Origin of the sequence: Methylocystis parvus (genome assembly GCF_049675845.1) — a bacterium.
In the GTDB taxonomy this organism is placed as follows: Bacteria; Pseudomonadota; Alphaproteobacteria; order Rhizobiales; family Beijerinckiaceae; genus Methylocystis; species Methylocystis parvus_A.
Genome location: NZ_CP187161.1, coordinates 1,128,629 through 1,151,455, shown reverse-complemented (window position 1 = coordinate 1,151,455; position 22,827 = coordinate 1,128,629). Strand labels below are relative to the sequence as shown.

17 protein-coding genes, 1 tRNA gene and 2 pseudogenes are annotated in these 22,827 nt (G+C 64.3%); 9 read left to right on the top strand and 11 right to left on the bottom strand.

The annotated features are described in order from the left end of the window. Nucleotides 1–384 precede the first annotated feature (384 nt). Nucleotides 385–648 carry a general stress protein gene (locus ACPFMJ_RS06105; RefSeq protein ID WP_424362948.1) on the bottom strand — a complete coding sequence of 88 codons (264 nt, stop codon included), beginning with the start codon at nucleotides 646–648 and terminating at the stop codon, nucleotides 385–387. Nucleotides 649–1,765: 1,117 nt separating this feature from the next. Then, complete coding sequence (locus ACPFMJ_RS06100; RefSeq protein WP_424362947.1) at nucleotides 1,766–1,888, bottom strand: hypothetical protein; 123 nt, start codon at nucleotides 1,886–1,888, stop codon at nucleotides 1,766–1,768. A 165-nt stretch (nucleotides 1,889–2,053) separates the two neighbouring features. On the opposite strand from ACPFMJ_RS06100, the gene ACPFMJ_RS06095 reads away from it, so the two are divergent. Continuing rightward, on the top strand, nucleotides 2,054–3,907 hold the full coding sequence (locus ACPFMJ_RS06095) for an ABC-F family ATP-binding cassette domain-containing protein (protein ID WP_424363797.1): 1,854 nt from the start codon (nucleotides 2,054–2,056) through the stop codon (nucleotides 3,905–3,907). Nucleotides 3,908–3,951: 44 nt separating this feature from the next. On the opposite strand, the gene ACPFMJ_RS06090 is transcribed toward ACPFMJ_RS06095, so the two are convergent. Both ACPFMJ_RS06090 and ACPFMJ_RS06085 read right to left on the bottom strand, forming a co-directional pair. Next, a complete protein-coding gene (locus tag ACPFMJ_RS06090) occupies nucleotides 3,952–4,083 on the bottom strand; it encodes a hypothetical protein (protein ID WP_424362946.1) in 132 nt (43 codons plus the stop codon). Between the two features lie 143 nt (nucleotides 4,084–4,226). Further along, complete coding sequence (locus tag ACPFMJ_RS06085; RefSeq protein WP_424362945.1) at nucleotides 4,227–4,502, bottom strand: GNAT family N-acetyltransferase; 276 nt, start codon at nucleotides 4,500–4,502, stop codon at nucleotides 4,227–4,229. Nucleotides 4,503–4,653: 151 nt separating this feature from the next. Here ACPFMJ_RS06085 and proS point away from each other — a divergent pair, with 151 nt between their 5' ends. Genes proS through ACPFMJ_RS06070 form a run of 3 tightly spaced genes read left to right on the top strand, consistent with a single transcriptional unit; the run spans nucleotide 4,654 to nucleotide 8,048 of the window. Continuing rightward, nucleotides 4,654–5,997, top strand: a complete 1,344-nt coding sequence (gene proS / locus ACPFMJ_RS06080) for a proline--tRNA ligase (RefSeq protein WP_424362944.1) — start codon at nucleotides 4,654–4,656, stop codon at nucleotides 5,995–5,997. 49 nt (nucleotides 5,998–6,046) lie between these two features. Next, nucleotides 6,047–7,360, top strand: coding sequence for a lipoprotein-releasing ABC transporter permease subunit (locus ACPFMJ_RS06075; protein ID WP_424362943.1), 1,314 nt, complete (start codon nucleotides 6,047–6,049; stop codon nucleotides 7,358–7,360). A 4-nt stretch (nucleotides 7,361–7,364) separates the two neighbouring features. Further along, complete coding sequence (locus tag ACPFMJ_RS06070) at nucleotides 7,365–8,048, top strand: ABC transporter ATP-binding protein (RefSeq protein WP_424362942.1); 684 nt, start codon at nucleotides 7,365–7,367, stop codon at nucleotides 8,046–8,048. A gap of 62 nt (nucleotides 8,049–8,110) precedes the next feature. Here the strand turns inward: ACPFMJ_RS06070 and ACPFMJ_RS06065 are convergent, their stop codons facing one another. Further along, nucleotides 8,111–8,683 carry a hypothetical protein gene (locus tag ACPFMJ_RS06065; protein WP_424362941.1) on the bottom strand — a complete coding sequence of 191 codons (573 nt, stop codon included), beginning with the start codon at nucleotides 8,681–8,683 and terminating at the stop codon, nucleotides 8,111–8,113. A gap of 427 nt (nucleotides 8,684–9,110) precedes the next feature. Here ACPFMJ_RS06065 and ACPFMJ_RS06060 point away from each other — a divergent pair, with 427 nt between their 5' ends. After that, nucleotides 9,111–9,740 (top strand): enoyl-CoA hydratase, encoded by a 630-nt coding sequence (locus ACPFMJ_RS06060; protein WP_424362940.1) that lies wholly within the window; start codon nucleotides 9,111–9,113, stop codon nucleotides 9,738–9,740. Here the strand turns inward: ACPFMJ_RS06060 and ACPFMJ_RS06055 are convergent, their stop codons facing one another. From ACPFMJ_RS06055 to ACPFMJ_RS06040, 4 genes are all read right to left on the bottom strand, one after another. Then, nucleotides 9,741–12,038, bottom strand: a complete 2,298-nt coding sequence (locus ACPFMJ_RS06055; RefSeq protein ID WP_424362939.1) for a putative bifunctional diguanylate cyclase/phosphodiesterase — start codon at nucleotides 12,036–12,038, stop codon at nucleotides 9,741–9,743. Between the two features lie 24 nt (nucleotides 12,039–12,062). Then, nucleotides 12,063–12,992: a crotonase/enoyl-CoA hydratase family protein gene (locus ACPFMJ_RS06050; protein WP_424362938.1), complete on the bottom strand. Its 930-nt coding sequence runs from the start codon at nucleotides 12,990–12,992 to the stop codon at nucleotides 12,063–12,065. Between the two features lie 283 nt (nucleotides 12,993–13,275). Then, complete coding sequence (locus ACPFMJ_RS06045) at nucleotides 13,276–14,613, bottom strand: multicopper oxidase family protein (RefSeq protein ID WP_424362937.1); 1,338 nt, start codon at nucleotides 14,611–14,613, stop codon at nucleotides 13,276–13,278. Between the two features lie 85 nt (nucleotides 14,614–14,698). Then, nucleotides 14,699–15,307 carry an MliC family protein gene (locus ACPFMJ_RS06040; protein ID WP_424362936.1) on the bottom strand — a complete coding sequence of 203 codons (609 nt, stop codon included), beginning with the start codon at nucleotides 15,305–15,307 and terminating at the stop codon, nucleotides 14,699–14,701. A gap of 139 nt (nucleotides 15,308–15,446) precedes the next feature. Here ACPFMJ_RS06040 and ACPFMJ_RS06035 point away from each other — a divergent pair. The 4 genes and pseudogenes from ACPFMJ_RS06035 to ACPFMJ_RS06020 all read left to right on the top strand — a co-directional run bounded on the left by ACPFMJ_RS06035 (nucleotide 15,447) and on the right by ACPFMJ_RS06020 (nucleotide 19,920). Next, nucleotides 15,447–15,531: transfer RNA gene (locus ACPFMJ_RS06035), tRNA-Leu, on the top strand. Nucleotides 15,532–15,611: 80 nt separating this feature from the next. Next, on the top strand, nucleotides 15,612–16,961 hold the full coding sequence (gene tig, locus ACPFMJ_RS06030) for a trigger factor (RefSeq protein WP_424362935.1): 1,350 nt from the start codon (nucleotides 15,612–15,614) through the stop codon (nucleotides 16,959–16,961). A gap of 177 nt (nucleotides 16,962–17,138) precedes the next feature. Beyond that, nucleotides 17,139–17,772: pseudogene (clpP, locus tag ACPFMJ_RS06025) on the top strand (ATP-dependent Clp endopeptidase proteolytic subunit ClpP). Between the two features lie 141 nt (nucleotides 17,773–17,913). Continuing rightward, a pseudogene (locus tag ACPFMJ_RS06020) lies at nucleotides 17,914–19,920 on the top strand (acetyl-CoA carboxylase biotin carboxylase subunit). 119 nt (nucleotides 19,921–20,039) lie between these two features. Here the strand turns inward: ACPFMJ_RS06020 and ACPFMJ_RS06015 are convergent. Beyond that, nucleotides 20,040–21,230, bottom strand: coding sequence for an HlyD family efflux transporter periplasmic adaptor subunit (locus tag ACPFMJ_RS06015; protein ID WP_424362934.1), 1,191 nt, complete (start codon nucleotides 21,228–21,230; stop codon nucleotides 20,040–20,042). A gap of 44 nt (nucleotides 21,231–21,274) precedes the next feature. Next, entirely contained in the window at nucleotides 21,275–22,825 is a 1,551-nt protein-coding gene (locus tag ACPFMJ_RS06010) for an efflux transporter outer membrane subunit (RefSeq protein ID WP_424362933.1), read from the bottom strand. Nucleotides 22,826–22,827 lie beyond the last annotated feature (2 nt).

The following is a 22,827-nucleotide window of genomic DNA, read 5'->3' as shown; positions in this document are numbered from 1 at the left end:
TGGGGGCGGCCGCTCTAGCCCCCGGCCAGCCGCACAGCCGCGCTCACCAACTCGGCGACGAGGACTGAGAGCACGAGCGCATCGAGGATTGGAGCCCGGATGAACATGCGGGGAAAATCACCCCGAGTGACGCGGCCCGCAATCCCTCACAATGTCGCGCGCGGGTTGGTCGCAGCGTCAGGCAAATGCGATTGCGGCTACGCTTGATTTGCAGATTGTCTGTGCAGATCATCAGCGCACATAAGCTGACGCCGCACACTCATAGCCGTCAGCCTGGAACGGGTCGCCTCTGGCCAGGCGGCCCGTTTTGGTTTCGAGCTCGTCGCGCTGCACGTGCTTGCCGCCCCGTCATCCGAGGCTCAAAACAAAACCGTGGATTAGCCTTCACTCTTTTGCCGGCTCGCATGCGAGGTCCTGTCCACCCTTCGCGCCACCTTCGGACGCGAGCACGGGGTTTCGTGAAAACGAGCGCTTGGCAGGATTCACCGATTGGCCGCCTTTCTTACCCGCCTTCGAAGCCAATGCTGGATCCTGCGAAAAGCTACGCTTCTCGGCCGGCACGGCTAGACCTCCCTTGCGCGCGATCTCCCGCCGCTTCTCCGGAGACATGGAGGCAAAGCCGCGCGTGCTCTTCTTCGGTTCGTCCATGATCCGCTGCCCTGATCACCCCCAGATAGCCAAGCTAAATCGTGTGGTTACGATTCGAGCAAGCGAAGCAATTGGGGCATCGTGCAAAGAAATCCCCGGGCGTGGGCGTATCACGCGCCGGGGACCGTGCGCCCCAGCTAAGTGGCGTGACCCTGGGGTCTAGGGCCGCCTTTACGATTGCTTAACGACAGTGGAGGGGCAAGCGCCCAAAAGGTCGCGGCTTTGGTCGAAAAAGGACACTGGGAACATTGTTCGAGGATCCAGAGTTGATCTCTCAACTTCTCCTTACTGCCCGCGCCCGCACTCCCAGGTCGGGCGCTTTTTTTGCCCCCATCTGGCGTTACTTACCGCGTTGGGCTCGCCGCGGACTTGGGGCCGGCGAAGGCTATCGATCATGGGCGACCGCGAGTGCCCCTCTGCTCAGGTGTTATATCGCGACAAGCTTCATGAGCTTCTTCCTCTGCGGCGTGCCGCATAACCTCCACTAAAGCCAACCGCAAAAGCAGTAACCCCATATTCCTGGGAAGGGGCTCGGAAAGCGCCGCCTTCAATGAGACGCGCAGCGACCTGCCGAGCTCGGCCAGAACGAGCGCGGGGAATTTCTCATGCGGCGATGACATTAGATTATCGTTATTGGGCCGCATCTGCTCCTCCGTCTGCAAATGCCTTTCATTTGGCAAACCTTCAGCCCGCTAGAGCCGTTCCCCCCAAAAAAGGACTGAGCGAATTTGTCGCGCACGGATGGTTGTGCGCGAGAAAGGGCCCGGCTTGGGAGGCTGCGCCCGCAGTCGGTGGACGTCTGCCGCGCTTTGACGGCTCTGACTCGCTGGCGTTCGTCATCTCGCGCAACCTCCATCGGCGACACATGGACGACGGTCAGCGAGGCATGGTCGCGACGCGGCTCGCGGGTATGGAGCGGGAACTTCTCGACCGCTGCCTTGTAGAAAGCGGCTTCTCCACTAGGAGGGGACGAGGCCCCAGCGCATAGGGACGGCTCCCGCCCGGCTTCGCCTATCCTGAGAATCGGCGGCGCGCCCCTTCGGCCGACCAGCCGGCGCTGAGTGTGGGACTAAACGTGGGACCGTCGCTCAGGGCAGGGCCAGAAGCGCTGGGTTTCTCAAACGCCCCATTTAGCTAACTCATAGAAATATAATCCAATTCGCGTCGCGTAGATGCCGATCAGCGCGAAACCGAAGGCTTTCACCGTGATCCACAGATAGGCTTCCATGTCCGGGTGCATATTTCTGGCCTTTCGTCTCAGTTTGATGCGCCCTGGGCTTCCTTCCTTTCCGCCGTTTGATGGGGACAAAGCAAGGAGCGTGCCGAGTTCTCGTCGGCTTCCTCTCCCAGCGCCGTCAATTCTTCCTAGCGAGCGTTGCGCGAGCCTGTTACTGCCCTTGCGGCCATGCTCACCATCAACGAACTCACCTACCGGCTCGGCGACCGGCTCATCTTCGACCATGCGGGCGTCTTTCTGCCGGGCCGCTCGCGCGCGGGCTTCGTTGGGCGCAACGGCGCGGGCAAGACCACGCTGTTTCGCCTGATCGCCGGGGAGATTGCCGCCGAATCGGGCAATATCGCCCTGCCGGCGCGCACGCGGCTCGGGCGGGTCGAGCAGGAGGCGCCGGGCGGGCCGACGAAACTCATCGACTTCGTGCTGGCCGCCGACCTCGAGCGCGCCGAACTGCTGGCGCGCGCCGAGACGGCGCATGACGCCCACGACATCGCCGAGATTCAAACGCGCCTCGCCGATATCGACGCGCATTCCGCTCCCGCGCGCGCCGCCGCCATTCTCCACGGGCTTGGCTTCGACGCGGAGGCGCAGCAGCGGCCGCTCTCTGAATTTTCTGGCGGCTGGCGCATGCGCGTCGCGCTGGCGGCGGTGCTGTTCTCGGCCCCGGACCTGCTGCTGCTCGACGAGCCGACCAACTATCTCGATCTAGAAGGCACGCTCTGGCTCGTCGATTATCTCGCGCGCTATCCCGCGAGCGTGATCGTCATCAGCCATGACCGCGACCTGCTCGACGACGTGGCGACTCACATCCTGCATCTCGAGCGCGGCAAGCTGACCCTCTACAAGGGCGATTACACCTCTTTCGAAAAGCAGCGGCGCGAGGCGGCGCTGCTCGCGGCCAAGGGCGCGAAGAAGGCGGAGGAGAAGCGCAAGCATTTGCAGGCCTTCGTCGACCGCTTCCGCGCCAAGGCCACCAAGGCGCGGCAGGCCCAGTCGCGCCTCAAAATGCTGGAGAAGATGGAGCCGGTCGCCGCCATCGTCGACGACAGCGTGCTGCCGATCCATCTCCCGTCGCCCGAAAAGCCGCTCTCGCCGCCGATCATCGCGCTCGAAAAGGCGAGCGTCGGCTATGGCGACCGCGTCGTGCTTTCGCGCCTGACTTTGTCGATCTCGAATGACGACCGCATCGGCCTGCTGGGCGCGAACGGCAACGGCAAGTCGACTTTCGCCAAGCTCCTCGGCGGGCGGCTCGAGCCCATGGCCGGCAAGATGGTGCGGGCCGCCAAGCTGGAGGCGGGCTTCTTCGCCCAGCATCAGGTCGACGATCTCAACGAGAACGACACGCCCTATCTGGTCTTTTCGCGGCTGATGCCCGACGCCCCGGAGGCGCGGGTGCGGGCGAAGGCGGCGCAGGTCGGCTTCTCCGGCGCGCGGGCCGACACCAAGGTCGCGCATCTCTCGGGCGGCGAGAAGGCGCGGCTGCTGATGGGCGTCACCTCCTTCAACGCGCCGCATCTGCTCATTCTCGACGAGCCGACCAACCATCTCGACATCGACAGCCGCGCGGCGCTGATCGAGGCGATCATGGACTATGAAGGCGCGGTCGTGCTGGTCTCGCATGACCGCTATCTGCTGGAGGCCTGCGCCGACCGGCTTTGGCTCGTCGATGAGGGCACTGTGAAGCCCTTCGACGGCGATATGGACGAATACGCCAAGATGGTCCTGTCGAAGACCAAGGCCGAAGAGCCCAGGCGAGAGCCGCCGCCCGCGCCTTTGGCCGAGGCGGCCCCCAAGCGCCGGGACGCGGGCTTCTACCGCCGCAAGCTCGCGGAGGCCGAGGCGAAGGTGGAGAAATTCACGCAGCTTCTCGCGCGGGTGGACGAGGCGCTCGCCGCCCCCGACGCCTTCTCGCGCAACCCGCAGGAGGCCGCGAAGCTCGCGGCGCAGCGCGACGAGCTGGCCAAGGCGCTCGCCGCAGCGGAAGAGCAGTGGCTCGAATTCGCTGCGGAGGCGGAGGCGGGGTGAGGACAGCCGGCGGGGAGACCCGCCGGCGCGGCCTTTTCGGAGACTCAGCAGGCCTTGGAGGGGGTGTCGCAGTTCGACCCGTATCGGTTGTAGTAATCGATGGAGTTCGCGGTCGCGGAGGTCGCGGCGCTCGCGGCCAGCATAGCCGTCAGCGCGATGGTCACGATCAGCTTCATGGCGTCTCTCCCAGTTGCGGTTTTATGGTCGCAACCGGCTAAGCTAGCGCGCGAGCCGCCTTTGAAAACGGGCGGGAGCAGACAATCGTTACAGGATGATGACGTTCTTTAGGGTAAGTGGGACGCCGATGTGGTCGGGCCGACTATCCCTCGATATCCGCGAACTCCCGGTGCCGCTTGAGGTAGGCAACCACGAAAGAACATGTCGCCCGCACCTTCAGCCCCTGCGCCCGCGCCGCCAACAGGGCGCCGTGGATCAGCCTCGAGGCCGCCCCACGCCCCTGCAGCGACGGGGGCGTCTCTGTGTGGGTGAAAGTCATCACCCCGTCTTCGAGCCGATATTCCGCGAGCGCGAGCGCGCCGTCGACCTCCAGCTCGAAGCGGCTCTCCGCCGGATTTTGGCGCACGTCCTGGTTCATCCGATCCTCCCGTTCCGCCCTCGACATGGCGCCCGGGCGGCGGAAAGGGAAGGGCGCGGCCTTCGAAGCTTGCCTTTTCGGGCCGTCCGCGCTTCAACCCCCCGCAAGCCGCCGCTATGCTCGGCGTCCTCGAATCGAGAATGGAAAATCCATGCGTCTGTCCCGCTACTTCCTGCCCATCCTGCGCGAGACGCCCAAGGAGGCCGAGATCGTCTCGCACCGGCTGATGCTGCGGGCGGGCATGATCCGGCAGGAATCGGCCGGCATCTACGCCTGGCTGCCGCTAGGGCTGAAGGTCCTCAACAACATCACGCGCATCATCCGCGAGGAGCAGAACCGGGCAGGGGCCATCGAATGCCTCATGCCGGTGATCCAGTCGGCGGACCTGTGGCGCGAATCCGGCCGCTACGACGCCTATGGCAAGGAGATGCTGCGCATCCAGGACCGCCATGAGCGCGAAATGCTCTTCGGGCCGACCAATGAGGAGATGATTACGGAGATCTTCCGCGCCTATGTGCGCTCCTACAAGGATCTTCCGCTCAATCTCTATCACATCCAATGGAAGTTCCGCGACGAGGTGCGCCCGCGCTTCGGCGTCATGCGCTCGCGCGAATTCCTCATGAAGGACGCCTACAGCTTCGATCTCACGGCCGAAGGCAGCCGCCACTCCTACAACAAGATGTTCACGGCCTATCTGCGGACCTTCGCCCGCATGGGGCTGACGGCGATCCCGATGGCCGCCGACACGGGCCCCATCGGCGGCAATCTTTCCCACGAGTTCATCATCCTCGCGGATACGGGCGAGAGCGAGGTCTATTGCCACAAGGACTTCCTGTCCTTCGCGCCTCCGGCGGCGGATGTCGACTTCGACGATGCGGCGGCGATGCAGGGCGTCTTCGAGAAATGGACGAGCCGTTACGCCGCGACGAGCGAGATGCATGACGCAGCCGCCTTCGCCGCGGTGCCGGACGACGCCAAGGTCGCCGCGCGCGGAATCGAGGTCGGCCATATTTTCTACTTCGGAACCAAATATTCCGAGCCCATGAAGGCGGTGGTGAACGGTCCCGACGGCAAGGAGGTCGTCGTGCAGATGGGCTCCTACGGCATCGGCCCCTCGCGACTCGTCGCGGCGATCATCGAGGCCTTCCACGACGACGCCGGCATCGTCTGGCCGGAGGCGGTCGCGCCTTTCCATGTCGGCGTCGCGGATCTCAAGGTCGGGGACGCGGCGACCGGCAAGGTGTGCGGCGAACTGGTCGAGCAGCTCGAAAACGCTGGGCTCGACGTGTTGCATGACGACCGCGACGAGCGGCCCGGCGCGAAATTCGCGACGCTCGACCTGATCGGCCTGCCCTGGCAGATCCTCGTTGGGCCGAAGGGCCTGGCCGAGGGCAGGGTGGAAGTGAAGCGCCGCAAGACCGGCGAGCGCGAGATGCTGGCCCCGGCCGACGCGGTGGCCCGGATCGTCGAGACGGTGAAGCAGGCGGGCGCGTGAGAGCGAGCCATGAGGCTCGCATAGGCGTCCGCCATCATAGGATGGCCGTATGAGCGAAGCGACGACGACTGCGACGACCGCCGCGGAGGAGGCAGCGCCGCCCGTCCCGAGGGCGCGGGCCTTCTCGCCTTTCGAATGGATGGTGGCGCTGCGCTATGTCCGCGCGCGCCGCGCCGACGGCTTCGTCTCCGTCATTGCGGGCTTCTCTTTCCTTGGCATCATGCTCGGCGTCGCCACGCTGATCGTCGTCACCTCGGTGATGAACGGGTTCCATCGCGAGCTGATGGACAAGATCATGGGCATCAACGGCCATGCCTTTCTGCAGGCCGTCGAGACGCCGTTCACGGATTGGGACGACCTCTCCGCCAAGACCGGGAAAGTTCAGGGCGTGAAGCTCGCCATTCCGATGGTCGAGGGCGCCGCCGGCATTTCCACGCAGTTCGGTCAGTCCGGCGTGCTGGTGCGCGGCATTCGCGAGAAGGATCTGGTGCGCCTGCCAGGCATTGCGGGGAATGTGAAGATCGGCGCGCTCGCGGGGTTCGACAAAGGGGAGAGCGTCGCCATCGGGCAGCGCCTCGCCGAGACGCTCGGCGTGACGGTCGGCGACAAGGTGAGCCTCCTGATCGCCAAGGGCGCCCAGACGCCCTTTGGCGTCGCGCCGCGCATCAAGGCCTATACAGTCTCCGCCATCTTCGCCATCGGCATGTCCGAATTCGACAATGTCTTCGTCTATATGCCGCTGGCCGAGGCGCAGAGCTTCTTCAACAAGGACAATGAGGCGACGGTTGTCGAGGTCTTCGTCGACGATCCCGACCAGATGGACCTCTTCCGCGCGCGCTTCCAGAGCGCCGTGACGCGGCCGGTGATCGTCACCGACTGGCGCCAGCGCAACAAGACGTTCTTCGACACGCTCCAGGTCGAGAAGAACATCCTTTTCATCATCCTGACCCTCATCGTCATCGTCGCGGCCTTCAACATCATTTCGGGCCTGACCATGCTGGTGAAGGACAAGACGCAGGACATTGCGATTTTGCGCACCATGGGCGCATCGCGCGGGTCGGTGCTGCGCGTCTTCCTGATCATCGGGGCGTCGATCGGCGTCGTCGGCACCTTCGCCGGCTTCCTGCTCGGCCTTCTGATCGCCGAGAATCTCGAGACGATCCGCGTTTTCCTCAACAAGGTCTTCGACGCCAATCTGTTTCCGGCGGAATTCTATTTCCTGTCGCGGTTGCCGGCGATCGTCGATACGCGTGAGGTGACCGTGATCGTCGTCATGACCCTCGTCATCGCGATCCTCGCCTCGATCTTCCCCGCCTGGAAGGCTGCTTCGCTCGACCCCATTGAAGCGCTGAGGCACGAGTGAACGCATGAGCGACGCCGTTCTGGAATTGCGCAATATTGCGCGCCACTATCGCGAAGGCGAGGCGCGCCTCGACATTCTCGTCGATATCAACCTCTCGATCTTTCCGGGCGAGACCGTGGCGCTGGTCGCGCCCTCGGGCGCCGGCAAGTCGACGCTGCTGCATATCGCCGGCCTGCTGGAGCGGGCGGATGGCGGCGAGACCTTCATCAACTCTGCGCCGACGTCGCGGATGAACGACGCCGAGCGCACCAATCTGCGCCGGGCGACGATCGGCTTCATCTACCAGTTCCACCATTTGCTGCCGGAGTTCTCCGCGCTGGAGAACATCGCTTTGCCGCAGATGATCAACGGCCTCGACCGCAAGGAGGCCGAGGCCCGCGCGCAGCAATTGCTGGAATATCTACGCCTCGGCGCGCGCGCCTCGCATCGGCCGTCGGAATTGTCGGGCGGCGAGCAGCAGCGCGTCGCCATCGCCCGCGCCGTCGCCAATGCGCCGCATCTGCTCCTTGCCGACGAACCAACCGGCAATCTCGATCCCCGCACGGCGGACCTTGTTTTCGCGACGCTGATGACGCTCGCGCGGCAATCCGGGCTCGCTGCGCTCATTGCGACGCACAATCTGGAGTTGGCGGAGCAGATGGACCGCCGCGTTACGCTCCGCGACGGCCGGATCGAGGAGCTTCCGTAAAAAGAAGAAGCCGGGCGAACCCGGCTTCTTTTGTTGTCAGTTCCGACGAGACTGCTGGCCGATCAGGCCGCCGTCTTCTTCTTGTCGATGAACTGGTGCTTGTACCAGAGACCGAAGCCCGCTGCGGCCAGCAGGCCGAAGAAGATGGCGATGGTCATGTCCTTCGTGGAGGTGAGGCCGACCGAGAAGGGGAAGCGGGCGACATATTCCTTGCTGCCGTCGTCGCTCTTGGCCTTCACGATACCGATATACTTTCCTTCGTTCGCGAAGTTGTGATCGAAGGTCAGCGTGCCGGTCTTGTACTTCTTCGGCGGCGAATAATATTCGGTGTTCGCCTGGAGGTTCTCGTTGTCGTCCTTCTGGCCGACGTCGCGCAAGACGCGCATTTCGAGATTCATCTCACGCAGCTCGTCCTGCTGGGCGTCGAGCGTGATGATGGTCGGGCCGGCGTCCGGAATGTCGTCGCAGAACTGCTCGCGGGACTTGAGCGGCTGATAGCCCGTGAAGCTCATCGTGTCCGGGCCGATCTTCATGAGACACTGGCCCTGGTTGGAGCCGACGTCGCCATGCGCGTGCGCCTGGGCCACCCAACCGACCGTCGCCAGGGTCATGGCGACGAGAAAGCGCATTTTCATACTGTTTCTCCCTCTTATCATTCCTCTGCCGCTTCTTTTCCGAGCGGTTCACACTTCAGCCGCCGCGTGATCGCCGCGTCTCCCAGGAAAGCTCGCAAGCGCCCTTGTCTGGCAGGTTGGGGACGCCCCTAGCAGCTTGTTATTAGCATATATCAATTCAAGGGCGGCTGTCCCGCGACCTTCAGCCACACGCCGCGCAGTGTTTTTGGGCCTCCCACCGCGCGCAAGGAGCGAGATTTACAACCCGCCATTAACCAAGAAGCGCTCGAATTTTAACGAGTCCCTAATTTGTCGTGGGAAAAACGGATGCTTTGCGTTAAGTTTTTCTTAACGATCGGCGTCTCGCTGATTTAGCCCAGAGGCCACCATGGGACTTGTATCGAGTAAGGATTGGCAAGCGTTCAACCCGCTTCAGGCGGGCGTAAAGATGACCTGGCTACGCGAGGGCGACACCCTCGTCGTTTCCAAGGCGCGTGCGGGTTTCGACCGCGCCAGCATCGACGTCGTCCTCGACTTGCTGCGCAAGATCGAGAGCGGCGCGCATCCCTCCCTGAAATTCCTGGTCTTCGACTTCGCGCAGGGCGGCGCCGAGGCGACCAGAGCCCCGGACGGTTTCGGCGAAATGGTCGCCGCCAATGCGGATCTGATCGTCGACACGCCAGTCATCACGCTCGCCTGGGCGCGGTCGTTGTTGAACGGGCTCGATTTCGACTTCGCGATGAACTGCTCCGCGCTCGTCGCGGAGACCGGCGCGCGTTTCTCCTTCGCAGGAGAACCGTTCGATCTCTTCGGCCTTTACGCCGCGCTGGGCCGGCGGATCGGATTCGTGAAGGCGGAGCGCTTGATCGACAGCGAGCGCACCCTGTCGGCGGCCGAAGCCAAGGAGTTGATGCTCGTCAAGGACGTCGTGGCCCCCCAGCCGGATTTCAGTGGAATTTTGGCGTACCTGACGAATTTCGAACGGCGCTACAACGCGTCGCACGCGATCTTCCGGGCCCAGCGTCTGGCCGAGCCGCCGATCGACCGTCGCCCGGTCGACATGGTCCAGCGGAGCTGATCAGGCGAGAGCGGCCTCGGCGAGACGGGGAGCGTCCGCCCAGTCCTCGAGGAGGGGCAGGAGTTCCTCGATCGGCCGGGGCTTGCTGTAGAGATAGCCCTGGATGAGGAAGATGTTCTTGCTCGCCATGAAGGCGAGCTGGGCGTGCGTCTCGACGCCCTCCGCGACGAGATCGAGATCGAGATCGCGCGCGAGCGTCGAGATCGCGCCGATAATCGCTTGGGTCTTTGCCGAATCGATCGCCTGGCGGGAGAAAGCCTGATCGATTTTGACCTTCTTGACCGGGAAGCGGTTGAGATAGCTCAAGCTGCTGTAGCCCGTGCCGAAGTCGTCGAGGGCCAATCGCGCGCCGAGCAGCGTGATCGAATTGAGCTTGGCCTCGACGTCCTCCGTGTGGGAAATGAGCGCCGACTCGGTGATCTCCAGCTCGAGCCGCTCGGGGGGAAGGCCCGTCTCCTCCAGCGCCGCCGCGATCGTGTCGACGAGGTCGGACTGCTGGAACTGGAGCGGGGCGAGATTCACCGCGACGCGGATATGGGACGGCCATTCGGTCGCGTCGCGGCAGGCCTGGCGCAGCGCCCAGGCGCCGATCTCGACGATCATTCCCGTCTCTTCTGCGATCGGGATGAAGACGCCGGGCGACACCATTCCGCGTTGGGGGTGGCGCCAGCGCAGAAGCGCCTCCATGGCCACGACCGCGCCACGGCGCGAATCGACGATTGGTTGATAGAAGACGCTCAACTCGTTGCGGGCGAGCGCCTCGCGTAGATCGTCCTCGATCTCCCGCTTCCTGAGCAGCTCTTCCTGCATTTTCGGCGTGTACCAGACGGCCGTGCCGCGGGAGTTCGTCTTCGCCTTGTAGAGAGCGAGGTCGCTGCACCGCAGGAGGCCAACCGGCGTGTCGGCGTCTGTGGGGGCGATGGCGACGCCGATGCTGGCGCCGATGGTGATCCGATGGCCGTCGATGAGGAAGGGACGGCTCATCTCGGTGAGAATGCGGCTGGCCATCGCCGCGATCTGTTCCGTCTCGGGCGATCCACGCATAACGACGCAGAATTCGTCGCCGCCGAGCCGGGCGACGAGGTTCGGCGTCGGCGCGCAGAGGCTCAGCCGTGCGCCGACATGGGCCAGAAGCTGATCGCCGAAGACATGGCCCAGCGTGTCGTTGACTTCCTTGAAGCGGTCGAGGTCGATGTTGATAAGCGCGGCCGTGCGGCCCTCGACCTTCAATTGCGACAGATCCTCGCCGAGCGCGTCCTGGAACTGGTAGCGGTTCGGCAGGCCGGTCAGCTCGTCGAAATGGGCGATGCGCTCTATCTCGCGCAGCGCCCGCTGCTTGGTGGTGACGTCCTCGACGACAGTGATGAAGGCGCCGTCTTCCGCGCGTTCGCAATGAAAGTCGAAATAGCGGTCGCCGATCTTGTGCATGAAGACGTTGGCGTGGGCCATGGAGGCGTGGCGCATCCACCTTTCCGTGAACATGGACGTTTCCACGGGCGCCATGCCGGCGCTCCGGCCGATCGCATGGGCGAGGGCGTCGAGCCGGATCGGCGTCGCGGCGGCGACGATCCCGAAAAACTCGACGATGCGCCGGTTCATGACCGAGATCGTCAGGGTCGAGTCGCCCATGCAGAGCCCATGGGTCATGGAGTTCAGCGCGATGCTGAATTTCTGGCGCTGGCGCATGGCGTCGATGCCGTTGCGCAAGGCGGACTCCAGATGGCCCTGCAGGAATTTCGTCGTCTTGAAGACAGAGAGCGCGCCGAAGAACAGAAAGGCGGAGATGCCCCAGTACCAGGGCGAGAAATTGATCAGCAGGGTGAAGGCGAGGGACATGCAGGTGCCCATCACCTGCCAGAACACGATGTTCGGCCGCGCGGCGTTGCGGCTGGCCAGATTGCCGGTGACGCCGGTCATGATGATCACGCCGTAATAGCCGATCATCTCCTGGTGGTGGTAGTTGAACAGAACGGCCGCCGAGAAGCCCAGCAGCCCCATGAACATGATCGCGCCCGTGGCGTAGCGCCGCTCCCAGATCGCTGCGTCTCGCCGCCTAATTTGGATCGGCGTGCGCTGATGGGCGAGGAGCACTTCCACGCGATAGGCGCCGACGGCGGCCATCATCGCGACGAGACCGAGATAGGAGGCGGTCCCAGTGGACAGCCAGGCGATGGTCGGAATCAGGACGCCGGAAAGAATGCCGGTGATGAGCGTGTGCGTCGTATCGAACAGAGTCTCGACGAGATCCGCGTAAATCTCCGCTTCGGCGGATGTCTTGTGATGGATCGAGACTTTCATATGCAAGTCCGTTCCCCGTCGCCGTCAAAACGAGCTGGATTCAAGGGATCGCTCGGGCTTTGCAGACTTTCCCGTCACCCCGACCAATCTCCGCTGCGCGCGTACCAGCCGCTCCATATGCCTCAGATCGCGTTCCTCGATCCGGGCCGAGCATTCCGCCCAAAGCTCGGTAATGCGAATCAACTCGTCATGGGTGATCGGGTGGCTCCGGCGGCGCGCTTCCGCAATGGCGCGGCGGCGACGCCACTTCTTGTCGTCCGGCTCCTGCATCCATTCGATCGCCGCGGCGCGGACGGCGCCGCGCGGAGCGACCTGGTCGACGACTTCGAGTTCGAACATTTCCCGTCCCGTATAGGTCTGTCCGCTCATGATGATCTGCTGGGTTAACGCGGACCCGACGCGGCGGGTGAGCATTGTCACCGCTCCCATGCCCGGAAATGTATTGAAGGCGACTTCGGGCAGCCCGAAGATCGTGTCTTCCTCGGCGAGGATGAAATCGAAAGCGAGCGCCGCCTCCAGCGCGCCGCCCAGGCATTGCCCATGCGTGGCGCAGAGCGTGACGATCGGCAGGTCGAGACTCTGCGAATAGCTATAGACGAGGTCGACGCAGGCGTGCGCGTATGTGACGAGCGTTGAAAGATCCTGCCGGCGGATCGCCGCGGCGAAGGTCTCGAGGTCGCCGCCCAGCGAGAAAACCTCTGGCCGCTTGGCGGCCATGACGAGGTAGCGGAAGGGAAAATCTTCCGTACGCCCGCCGGCCACGAGCGCGCGGAGAGAGTCGCGCAACTGCAGCAGCTCGACGAGCATGTTGAGCGTGTAGCATTGCGGCGCGTCGGCCCGATAGTTCATCCAAATCGACGCGGTTTCAGGATGATGCTCGATGTCGAGCGTCTCGAAGCGCCAGTTGGGAAACTCCCAGGGGTCTTTGGGGCCGCGGAAGACAATTTCCGTCATGGAAGTCTCTCACACGCATTTCCGCGCGCGACGGGCGTCCTCACTGCGCGCGCGCCGATGAGAGAGTCGCCCAAGCAATCCGCCAGCATTGAAGGGTTCATGCATCCGTCCGGCGCGAGATCGGCGATGGACGCAAGAGTCCAGCGCATCCCACCAAAAATCACAGGTTGTATTTTACGCTGCTGCCGATTATCGGGTGCAATTCTGAAAAAAAAGGAAAAATCCCCATTTTATTTCAATGTGATGCTGAACTCTCTTAGTTTTCAGTAAGATGTGGTCAAGATCAGGCGACCTCGAACCATGTCGCCAGGCCCGACGCTTCGTGCTCCAGAATGTCGTCGTGAATCGCCCATTTACCGGGACTGTTGGCGATGAAGGAGACGTGCTTCGTCTTGCCGGCGGGAACGATCACGCCGTTGCGCCAATAAGGCTCCCACCCGTCGTCCAGATCATGCAGCAGCCGCATGGCGTGGCCATGCACATGCATGGCGAGCGGGACTTTTGATTTATTTACATAGCCCAGCGTGACCGGCGTCCCCGGCTTCACAGTAAAAAGCGCCGGCCCGTCATAGGCTTTCGACGCGGCGCCGTTGATCGTCCACGCCGGTCCGCCAGCGGCGCCGGGTTCGATCACGAGATCGACCTTCCTGGCGTTGTTGAGCTTGATTTCCGCCGGCAAAGTCGGGTTTTCCGGCAGGGAATAGATGAGGCCGCGCTTTTCGGCCTTCGCGCCTTTGGCTGTCGCGACGATGAGGTCGCTCTCGGCGCCGTCGGCGCCGCGCAGGAAGAGGCGCGCCTTGGCGCCTTCCGTCGCCGGCATGTCGAAGATCAGCTCGAACCGTGCGCCGGGCGCGACGGGAATGCTGCGCCGGACCGGTTCGAAGGCGTCGCAGGGCTGACTGTCGATGGCGACGACGAAAGGCTGCACGCCATCGAAGGTAAGGATCATGATTCGCGCGTTGGCGAGATTGGCGAGGCGCAGCCTCACGCGCGAATTGGCCGCAAATTCCAAACGGTTCGGCGCCGCCTTGCCGTTGACCGCGAGGAGCGGGCCCAGGCGCCCGGCTCTGCGCGCCTCCGCTGGGTCGTCGAAGGCCCCGTCGATCTTGTCCTGCGAAAGCCGCCAGTCGTCGAGGACGAGGAGAAGGTCGTGGTCGGCGGGCAGGGGCTCGGGCTCGTCGACGATGAGGAGCCCCTTGAGGCCGCGGCCCATCAGCTCGGGCGTCTTCCCGTAAACGCTGGGGCGATAACAGAAGAGTCCCGGCTCCGTCAGCTTGCGCCGATAGTCGAAAAAGGCGCCCGGCGCGACGGCGGCCTGCGTCAGCGGCGCGACGCCATCCATGGCGTTCTCGCCGCGCAGCCCGTGCCAGTGGATGGAGGCCGGGAGGTCCAGTTTGTTGACCAGTCGGACGGCGAGCTCCTGGCCCTGCTTGTAGCGCAGGATGGGCCCCGGCGTGACGCCGTCAAAGCCCAGAATGTCGGTCTCGCCCGTCCCGATGGTCGCCTTGCCCGGCCGCGCCTCGACGATGCGCGGCCCCATGGGCGACGTCGCGCCCGCGGGCAGGGATATGAAGCTCGCGGCGACGCCCGAGAGGAAAGCGCGGCGGTTGGGCTGTCGCATGGGCGTCGTCCTTCGGGGTCGGGAGGCTGGGATGCATATGGCTTAGCTAAGGGCGGCGCGCAATTCCGGTCGTCGCGCGAGCGCGCTAGCCGCCCTGGTGAATCTCGCAGTTAAGCGTGGGTTTTCCGGGCAGATCGACCGTCGCTTCCTGCCCCTTGTTCCAGAACTGCGCCTCGCCGGGCCCATAGGCTCCCGTATAGCGCGCGCCGGAGGCCGCGACCGCCTGTTTCAGGACGACGGCCTTGTCACGCCAGACCAGAAAGGCGAGGGCGGGGTCGCTGTTGACGAAGGTCACAGAGATCAGCGCGTCGAAGCCGGGGCAGGCCGCGACGGAAGGGCCAAGGCTGATTCCCTCCGAGTCCTTCGTGCGCGCCTCGGCGTAGACTTGCCTCAGATGGAAGATCCGTTCGACCAGCGTGCGTTGCAGGCAGGGTTTTGCGTCCCCGCAGACCGGCAGAGTCTTGCGGAAGCTCGCCTCGCTTCGGGCAAGCTCAGATTTGCGGGACGCCGTCATTTGCGGGCTGGAGCCGGCCAGAACGGCGAGGCGGGACGCCTCCTTGTCGAGCGCCGCAAGGGTCGGATCCTCGCAGATCGTCTTCGCGGGTGGGCGGGTCGCTTTGGCGCAGTCGGTCGGGCTGGCGAAGGCCGCGCCGGGACAAATCAAGAGGAGGGCTGCTAGGGCCGCTCGAATCATGGACGCGTCTCCTGGATGACGTCGGCCGGACTGTAACATGCCCGTATTTTTTTCGAGCATCCCGCGTCGGCCATGCTATAGAGCGGCGCCCGCGGTCGCGGGTTCAAGTTTCGCGGCGGGTCCGGTTGGGGCCGCTCTCGCGGGCGTGGCGGAACTGGTAGACGCGCCGGATTTAGGTTCCGGTGACGAAAGTCGTGGGGGTTCGACTCCCTCCGCCCGCACCAAATGCCGCAGTTTCGCGGAATTTATGCATGAGCCGCCGTCGCGCGCACGGGCGGCTTTGAAGTTGTAGAAGGCGATCGACATGCAAGTGACGCAAACCTCCTCGCAGGGTTTGAAGCAGGAATTCAAGGTCGTGGTGCCGGCGGGCGACCTCGCCGCCAAGCTCGGCGCCCAGCTCGCGGACGTGCAGGCCAAGGCCCAGATCAAGGGCTTCCGCCCCGGCAAGGCGCCGATCGGCCATCTCAGGAAGCTCTACGGCAAGAGCATCATGGGCGAGGTCCTGCAGGAGGCCGTCAACGAGGCTAACCGCAAGATCGTCGAGGACAACCAGCTGCGCCTCGCCGTCGAGCCGAAGCTCGATTTCCCCGGCGGCCAGGAAGAGGTCGAGCGCGCCCTCGAAGCTGAAGGCGATCTCGCTTTCACCGTCACTTTCGAGACGCTGCCCAAGTTTGAAATCGGCTCCTTCGACGACATCTCGCTCGAGCGCCCGGTCGCCGAGGTCGCCGACGCGGACATCGAAGCCGCGTTGAAGAACCTTGCCGACCGCGTTCAGGAATTCGAACCGCGCGCCGAGGGCGAAAAGGCCCAGTCCGGCGACAAGCTGACGATCGACTTCACCGGCAAGCTGGACGGCGTCGCCTTCGAAGGCGGCACGGGCGGCGACATCGACCTGGTGCTCGGCTCCAACACCTTTATCCCGGGCTTCGAGGACCAGCTCGTCGGCGCGGCCGTGGGCGACGCGCGCGTCGTCAAGGTGACGTTCCCGGCGGACTATTCCGCGGCCCATCTCGCCGGCAAGGACGCCGAGTTCGACGTGACCGTGAAGGGCGTCGCCGCGCCGAAGGCGCTGGAGATCGGCGAGGAGCTCGCCAAGAAATACGGCTTCGAGAATTTCGACGCCATGAAGGAAGCGGTGAAGGGCAATCTCGAAGCCGACTTCCACAAGGTCTCGCGCGACAAGCTCAAGCGCGCGCTGCTCGACGCTCTCGACAGCCGCTATTCCTTCGAGCTTCCCGAGACGCTGGTCGGGCAGGAATTCAACAATATCTGGGGCCAGCACGAGGCCGAGAGCCGCCGCGCCGGCCAGCCGCTCGCCGAAGAGGGCAAGACGGAAGACGAGACCAGGGCGGAGTTCCGCAAGATCGCCGAGCGCCGCGTGCGCCTTGGCCTTGTTCTTGCGGAGATCGGCCAGAGCGCCGGCGTGAAGGTCGAGGACAAGGACTTGACCGACGCGCTGATCGAGCGCGCCCGCATGTTCCCCGGCCAGGAAAAGCAGGTTTGGGACTTCTACCGCAACAATGAACAGGCGCTCGCCCAGCTGCGCGCGCCGATCTACGAAGAGCGCGTCGTCGATCACATCTCGAAATTGATCAAGATCACGGACAAGACCGTGACCAAGGACGAACTCTTCAAGGAAGACGACGAAGCGTAAGCTTCGTTTGCGTCCCGGCGCGCTCCGGCATATGACGGGACAACGGTTTTCGCCGGCGGGGGACGCCTCCGCCGGCGTGGCTGCATGAGAGGGACGCGGGGCAAGTTCGAGTAATTGCCTTGCGGCCGGTCTAAATGCGCGGCGCGCCGAGACGGCCGCGCTCGGGAAGGCGATGCGATGCGTGATCCGATCGAGGTTTACAACCAGTATCTCATTCCGCAGGTGATCGAGAATACGTCGCGCGGCGAGCGCGGCTTCGACATCTATTCGCGCCTGTTGCGCGAGCGAATCATCTTTCTGACGGGCCCGGTCGAAGACCACATGGCCTCGGTCATCATCGCGCAGTTGCTCTTCCTCGAATCGGAAAATCCGAAGAAGGAAATTTCGCTCTACATCAACTCGCCGGGCGGCGTGGTGACGGCGGGCCTCGCAATCTACGACACGATGCAGTTCATCAAGCCGAAGGTTTCGACGCTCTGCGTCGGCCAGGCGGCGTCGATGGGCTCGCTTCTGCTCTGCGCCGGCGAGGCCGGCATGCGCTATGCGCTTCCCAACGCCGCGCGTCATGCTGCATCAGCCGTCGGGCGGCTTCCAGGGCCAGGCGTCGGACATTCAGCGCCACGCCGAGGACATTTTGAAGGTCAAGAAGCGCCTCAACGACATCTATGTCCGTCACACGGGCAAGGATTACGAGACGATCGAGCGCACGCTCGATCGCGACCACTTCATGTCGGCGGAAGAAGCCAAGGCTTTCGGCATCGTCGACAGCGTGCAGGTGAAGCGCGCCGACGACGAGACGGAAGCGAAGTGATTTTCCTCTCCCCATGCGAGTGGGGAGAGGCCAAAGCCGCGAGGCCGTGAGAGCTGCGGCGAAAAGAAAAATGACGCCCGCCTTCCTCTTGGGGAAAGGAACGGGCGGCGAGGTGAGAGAACGAGGGCTTAGGGCGCGCGCATGTTTCGCAAGATTTTGATCGCCAACCGCGGCGAAATCGCCTGCCGCGTCATCAAGACGGCGAAGAAGATGGGCATCGCCACCGTCGCCGTCTATTCGGACGCCGACGCCGACGCGCTGCATGTCGAAATGGCCGACGAGGCCATCCATCTCGGCCGCCGCCCGCCGCGCAGTCCTATCTGCTCATCGACAAGATCATCGCAGCCTGTAAGCAGACGGGCGCCGAGGCCGTGCATCCGGGCTACGGCTTCCTCTCCGAGCGCGCCGCCTTCGCGAAGGCGCTCAAGGACAACAATATCGTCTTCATTGGCCCCAACCCGCGCGCAATCGAGGCGATGGGCGACAAGATCGAGTCGAAGAAATTCGCCGCGGCCGCCAAGGTCAGCGTCGTGCCGGGCTATCTGGGCGTGATCGAATCGCCGGAAGAGGCGGTCAAGATCGCCAATGAGATCGGCTATCCGGTCATGATCAAGGCGTCCGCCGGCGGCGGCGGCAAGGGCATGCGCATCGCCTTCAACGACGCCGAGGTCATCGAGGGCTTCACCCGCGCGAAATCCGAGGCGGCGTCCTCCTTCGGCGACGACCGCGTCTTCGTCGAGAAGTTCATCGTCAGAATCCGCGCCATATCGAAATCCAGGTTCTCGGCGACAAGCACGGCAACGTCTTCACCTCAACGAGCGTGAATGTTCGATCCAGCGCCGCAACCAGAAGGTGATCGAGGAAGCCCCGTCGCCGCTGCTCGACGCAGAGACCCGCGCCGAGATGGGCGCGCAGGCCGTCGCGCTCGCCAAGGCCGTCGATTACGATTCCGCCGGCACGGTCGAATTCGTCGCGGCCAGGACAAGAGCTTCTATTTCCTCGAGATGAACACCCGCCTGCAGGTCGAGCATCCCGTCACGGAGCTCATCACCGGCATCGACCTCGTCGAGCAGATGATCCGCGTCGCGGCGGGAGCCCCTGCAGCTCAAGCAGGAGAACGTCAAGATCAATGGCTGGGCGGTCGAGAGCCGCATCTACGCCGAAGACCCGACCCGCAACTTCCTGCCCTCGATCGGCCGTCTGGTGAAATACCGCCCTCCGGAGGAGAAGAAGGAAGGCGGGGTGACCGTGCGCAACGACACGGGCGTCACCGAGGGCCGCGAGATCTCGATCCATTACGATCCGATGATCGCCAAGCTCGTGACGCATGCGCCGGATCGTCTTGGCGCGATCGTGGCGCAGGCCGACGCGCTCGACCGCTTCGTGATCGACGGCATCCGCCACAACATTCCCTTCCTCTCGACCCTGATGCAGATGGAGCGCTGGCGCACCGGCAAGCTCTCGACCGGCTTCATTGCCGAGGAATTCCCGGAAGGCTTTACGGCGCCGGAGCCCAAGGGCGATCTCGCCCTCACGCTGGCCGCCGTCGCGACGCTGATGGATCACATCGGCAACGCCCGCAAGCGCATGATCACCGGCCAGCTCATGAACGGCCGCCCGGTGGAGTTCTCGCGCGAGCGCGTCTGCATGCTCGGCGACGCGCGCTATGATGTCGCGCTCGAGGAGCAGGGCGAGGCGCTCGTCGTCCGCTTCGCGGAAGGCGACAACCGCGCGCATCGCATCTCCTCGCATTGGCGTCCGGGCGAGCCGGTCTTCAAGGGTGACGTCGACGGCCGCGCGGTCTATGTGCAGGTCCGTCCGATCCTCAACGGCTATGAACTCGCGCATCAGGGCGTGAGCGTCCAGGCGCGTGTCTATACGCAGCGCGAGGCCGAGCTCGTCGCCTACATGCCCAAGAAAAAGGACGCCGGCGCCTCCAAGCATCTCCTCTGCCCGATGCCGGGCCTCGTGAAGACCATCGACGTCAAGGAAGGCCAGGAAGTGAAGGCCGGCGAAGCGCTCTGCATGGTCGAGGCCATGAAGATGGAGAACGTGCTGCGCGCCGAGCGCGACGCGACGATCAAGAAGATTGTCGCCAAGCCGGGCGACAGCCTCGCGGTCGACGCAGTGATCATGGAATTCGCGTAAGCGAGCAACTCAATCGAGAAACGCAAAACGCGGCCTTTCGGGGCCGCGTTTTTTGTTTAGTCATGATGTTGATCAAAGCCGCTCCCCTCTCCCAGTTTCCCGGAGAGAGAGGGAAATAATCACTCCGCCGCTGCGCAAGCGCCATCGCTTGCCTCCGCGCCGGCGACGAGATTCTCCTTCACGATCTTGTCCGCGCGGGCTTTCGCTTCCATCAGATCCTTATCGAAGACCTCGGTCGAATATTCTCCCGCCGCCGTCTTCACGATGGAGTCATTCGCGGGCTTAGCCTCCGCGCTCACATTGATCGAGGTGATGGTGGAGAGGCCCGGCCGCAGCGGGGTCGTCTTCAGCTCTTCCGGATCGATGGCGATACGCACGGGAATGCGCTGCACGATGCGGATGAAATTGCCTGTCGCATTGTCGGGCGGCAGCGTGGCGAAGACGGCGCCCGACCCCGGCACGAGGCCTTCCACCGTCCCATGGAAGGTCGCGCTCGAACCGTAAAGGTCGACCTTGATGAGAGCCGGCTGGCCGGGGCGGACCCGTTCCATCCGGTTCTCCCAGAGATTCGCTTCCACCCAGAGGTGATCGAGCGGCACGATGTTGAGGATCTGGTCGCCCGGTCGCACGCGCTGGCCGACCTGCACGCGGCGCTTCGCGACATAGCCGGTCGCCGGGGCGCGAATGTTCTGGCGCAGGAATTCGATATAGGCGTCGTTGAAACGCGCTTTGGCGAATTCGATGTCGGGATGGTTCGTCGGCGTGACGCCCCCCACGCGCGACTCGATGGCTCGAAGCTCCGCGCGCGCCTCGCGCAGGTCCGCCTCCTGCGCGGTGAGGGTGTCCTGAGTGTTCTGCAGCAACTGGTTCGACGCGGCGCCGCTCGACGCCGCTTGCTTGTAGCGCGCAAGATCGTGTCGCGTGCGCTCGCGGACGGCGGTGCGCGACGTGACCTTCTGGCAGACCTGATGGCGGCTGGCGAAGAGCGCGCCGACATTTCTGACCGCGCGGGCAAGTTCCGCCTCGGCCTGTCCCAATGCGGCGCGCGCGCGCTGCGCGTCGAGGCGCACGAGCACGTCGCCCCTGTTCACAAGCTGCGTTTCTTCCGCGAGCACTTGAGCGACGACGCCGGTTGCGTCCGACTGCACCGGGATGATGTTGCCGGTGACGAAGGCGTTGTCCGTCACGACCCAATTTCGGTCATAAGTGAGATAGCGGAACGCCGCCGCCAGGGCGCCGACTCCGACGCCGACTGCGAGAACTTTCAGCAGGAAGTTCCGCCGCGCGCGAATGCTTTTGCGCGAGAGCATGGGTGTGGGCGCTTTTGGCGCCTCTGTTGTTTGTTCGCCCAAGATCAGCCTCCTCCGAGCGATTGGACGGCGTTGACGACCGGGTTGATCGGGTCCGTCTCCGGCGCGGGTCTGGGTTCATTGGCCGCCGGGCCGGCGTCATAACCGCCGCCGAGCGCCTGAAAGAGATCGACCGCCGCTATGAGCTTGTCGCCTTCGAGACCGCGCTGAATGAAGATGGCGTCGAGCATGTCGGCATATTCCTGCACGACCTCGCGGCGGTCGCGCAGCCCGTCGCGCAGCCTGATGCGCGCCAGCTCGAGTTCCGCCTTGCGGGCCTTGATGAAACGCCCCTGAGACTCGTATTCGCTTTTGTAGCGCTTGAGATTGGCGAGCGCGTCCGCCACCTGCTGAGCGGCGGCGAGCACCGTCTCGTTATAGGTGTCGACCGCCTGATCGTAATCGGCGCGCTGGATTTCGAGATTGCCCGTCAGCTTGCCGCCCTGGAAGATCGGCAGATGCAGGCCCGGCGTCACGCTGTAGACCATCGCGCCGGGATTGAAGAGATAGCCGCCGAGCTTTGCGAATTGCGACGAGGTGACCGACGCTTCGAGGCCCGCCGTGACCGAGAGGTCGATAGAGGGCAGGAACATCGTCTTCGCGGCATGGATGCGATCCGCCCAGGCCTCCGCGCGGCGCAGCGCCGCCATCAGGTCGGGACGATGCGCGAGGAGTTCGATCGGCAGGCGCTTCGGCAGAGAGGGCTGAACGGGCGCGATGGATTTCTTGCCCGCAAGGAGATTGCGGGCGTAGTCCGGCCCTTCGCCCATGAGGCGCGCCAGCGCGTTTTCCTGGATGGAGATGGCGGCCTCGAGCGAGGCTTCCCGCCTCACCGCCGACTCCTCTGCAGCCCGGGCGAGCTGCACGATGTCGAGCGTTTCGATGCCGGTATTGTAACGGGTCTCGGCGAGGCCCCGCAGCTCGCGGCGCAGTTTCGTCAGCTCCTTGGCGAGCTTGAGCTGTTCCGCAAGAACATAGCCGCGCAGATAGGCGCGCGCGACGCTGGTCGTCAGCACCAGGCGGGTCTGTTCGAGTTCGCCTTCCTGCGCCAGCGCGTCGCCGATAGAGGCGTCGAGCAGGGCGCGGTTCTTGCCCCAGAAATCGAGCTCCCACTTGGCGGAGATCGGGTTGAGGAAGGCGGCCGACTTTTCCAGTCCCGCCTGCCTGGGGTTCAGCCCCGCCGCGACGCCGCGCTCTGCGTAGCGATACTGCTTATAGGTAAGATCGCTCTCGATATAAGGCGTCAGGCGCGAGCTCGCGACGTCAATTCCGGCCTCCGCCTCCTTGAGCGTGTCCGCGGCTTTTCTGAGGTTCTGGTTGTCCTCGAGCGCCTTCTCGACGATCCGGTCGAGCTCGGCGCTTCTGAAGGCGCGCCACCATTGCTGGCCGGGCCAACCCTTCTCGCTGCTGACGCTCCGGACCCCCGAGGCCGCAACCGTGCGGCTGAGGGACGGCGTCTCCATGAACTGGGCGCGCTCCTCCTGCGCCGTCGGCATGCAGCCGGCGGCGAGCGGCGTGGCGCCCGCAAGAAGGGACAGACGGAAGAATCTGCACATGC

Excerpts from the sequence above, each read along its gene's own strand:
- ACPFMJ_RS06105 (WP_424362948.1), bottom strand. The coding sequence starts at position 648 with ATGGACGAACCGAAGAAGAGCACGCGCGGCTTTGCCTCCATGTCTCCG.
- ACPFMJ_RS06100 (WP_424362947.1), bottom strand. The coding sequence starts at position 1,888 with ATGCACCCGGACATGGAAGCCTATCTGTGGATCACGGTGAAAGCCTTC.
- ACPFMJ_RS06095 (WP_424363797.1), top strand. The coding sequence starts at position 2,054 with ATGCTCACCATCAACGAACTCACCTACCGGCTCGGCGACCGGCTCATC.
- ACPFMJ_RS06090 (WP_424362946.1), bottom strand. The coding sequence starts at position 4,083 with ATGAAGCTGATCGTGACCATCGCGCTGACGGCTATGCTGGCCGCGAGC.
- ACPFMJ_RS06085 (WP_424362945.1), bottom strand. The coding sequence starts at position 4,502 with ATGAACCAGGACGTGCGCCAAAATCCGGCGGAGAGCCGCTTCGAGCTG.
- proS (WP_424362944.1), top strand. The coding sequence starts at position 4,654 with ATGCGTCTGTCCCGCTACTTCCTGCCCATCCTGCGCGAGACGCCCAAG.
- ACPFMJ_RS06075 (WP_424362943.1), top strand. The coding sequence starts at position 6,047 with ATGAGCGAAGCGACGACGACTGCGACGACCGCCGCGGAGGAGGCAGCG.
- ACPFMJ_RS06070 (WP_424362942.1), top strand. The coding sequence starts at position 7,365 with ATGAGCGACGCCGTTCTGGAATTGCGCAATATTGCGCGCCACTATCGC.
- ACPFMJ_RS06065 (WP_424362941.1), bottom strand. The coding sequence starts at position 8,683 with ATGAAAATGCGCTTTCTCGTCGCCATGACCCTGGCGACGGTCGGTTGG.
- ACPFMJ_RS06060 (WP_424362940.1), top strand. The coding sequence starts at position 9,111 with ATGACCTGGCTACGCGAGGGCGACACCCTCGTCGTTTCCAAGGCGCGT.
- ACPFMJ_RS06055 (WP_424362939.1), bottom strand. The coding sequence starts at position 12,038 with ATGAAAGTCTCGATCCATCACAAGACATCCGCCGAAGCGGAGATTTAC.
- ACPFMJ_RS06050 (WP_424362938.1), bottom strand. The coding sequence starts at position 12,992 with ATGACGGAAATTGTCTTCCGCGGCCCCAAAGACCCCTGGGAGTTTCCC.
- ACPFMJ_RS06045 (WP_424362937.1), bottom strand. The coding sequence starts at position 14,613 with ATGCGACAGCCCAACCGCCGCGCTTTCCTCTCGGGCGTCGCCGCGAGC.
- ACPFMJ_RS06040 (WP_424362936.1), bottom strand. The coding sequence starts at position 15,307 with ATGATTCGAGCGGCCCTAGCAGCCCTCCTCTTGATTTGTCCCGGCGCG.
- tig (WP_424362935.1), top strand. The coding sequence starts at position 15,612 with ATGCAAGTGACGCAAACCTCCTCGCAGGGTTTGAAGCAGGAATTCAAG.
- ACPFMJ_RS06015 (WP_424362934.1), bottom strand. The coding sequence starts at position 21,230 with ATGCTCTCGCGCAAAAGCATTCGCGCGCGGCGGAACTTCCTGCTGAAA.
- ACPFMJ_RS06010 (WP_424362933.1), bottom strand. The coding sequence starts at position 22,825 with ATGTGCAGATTCTTCCGTCTGTCCCTTCTTGCGGGCGCCACGCCGCTC.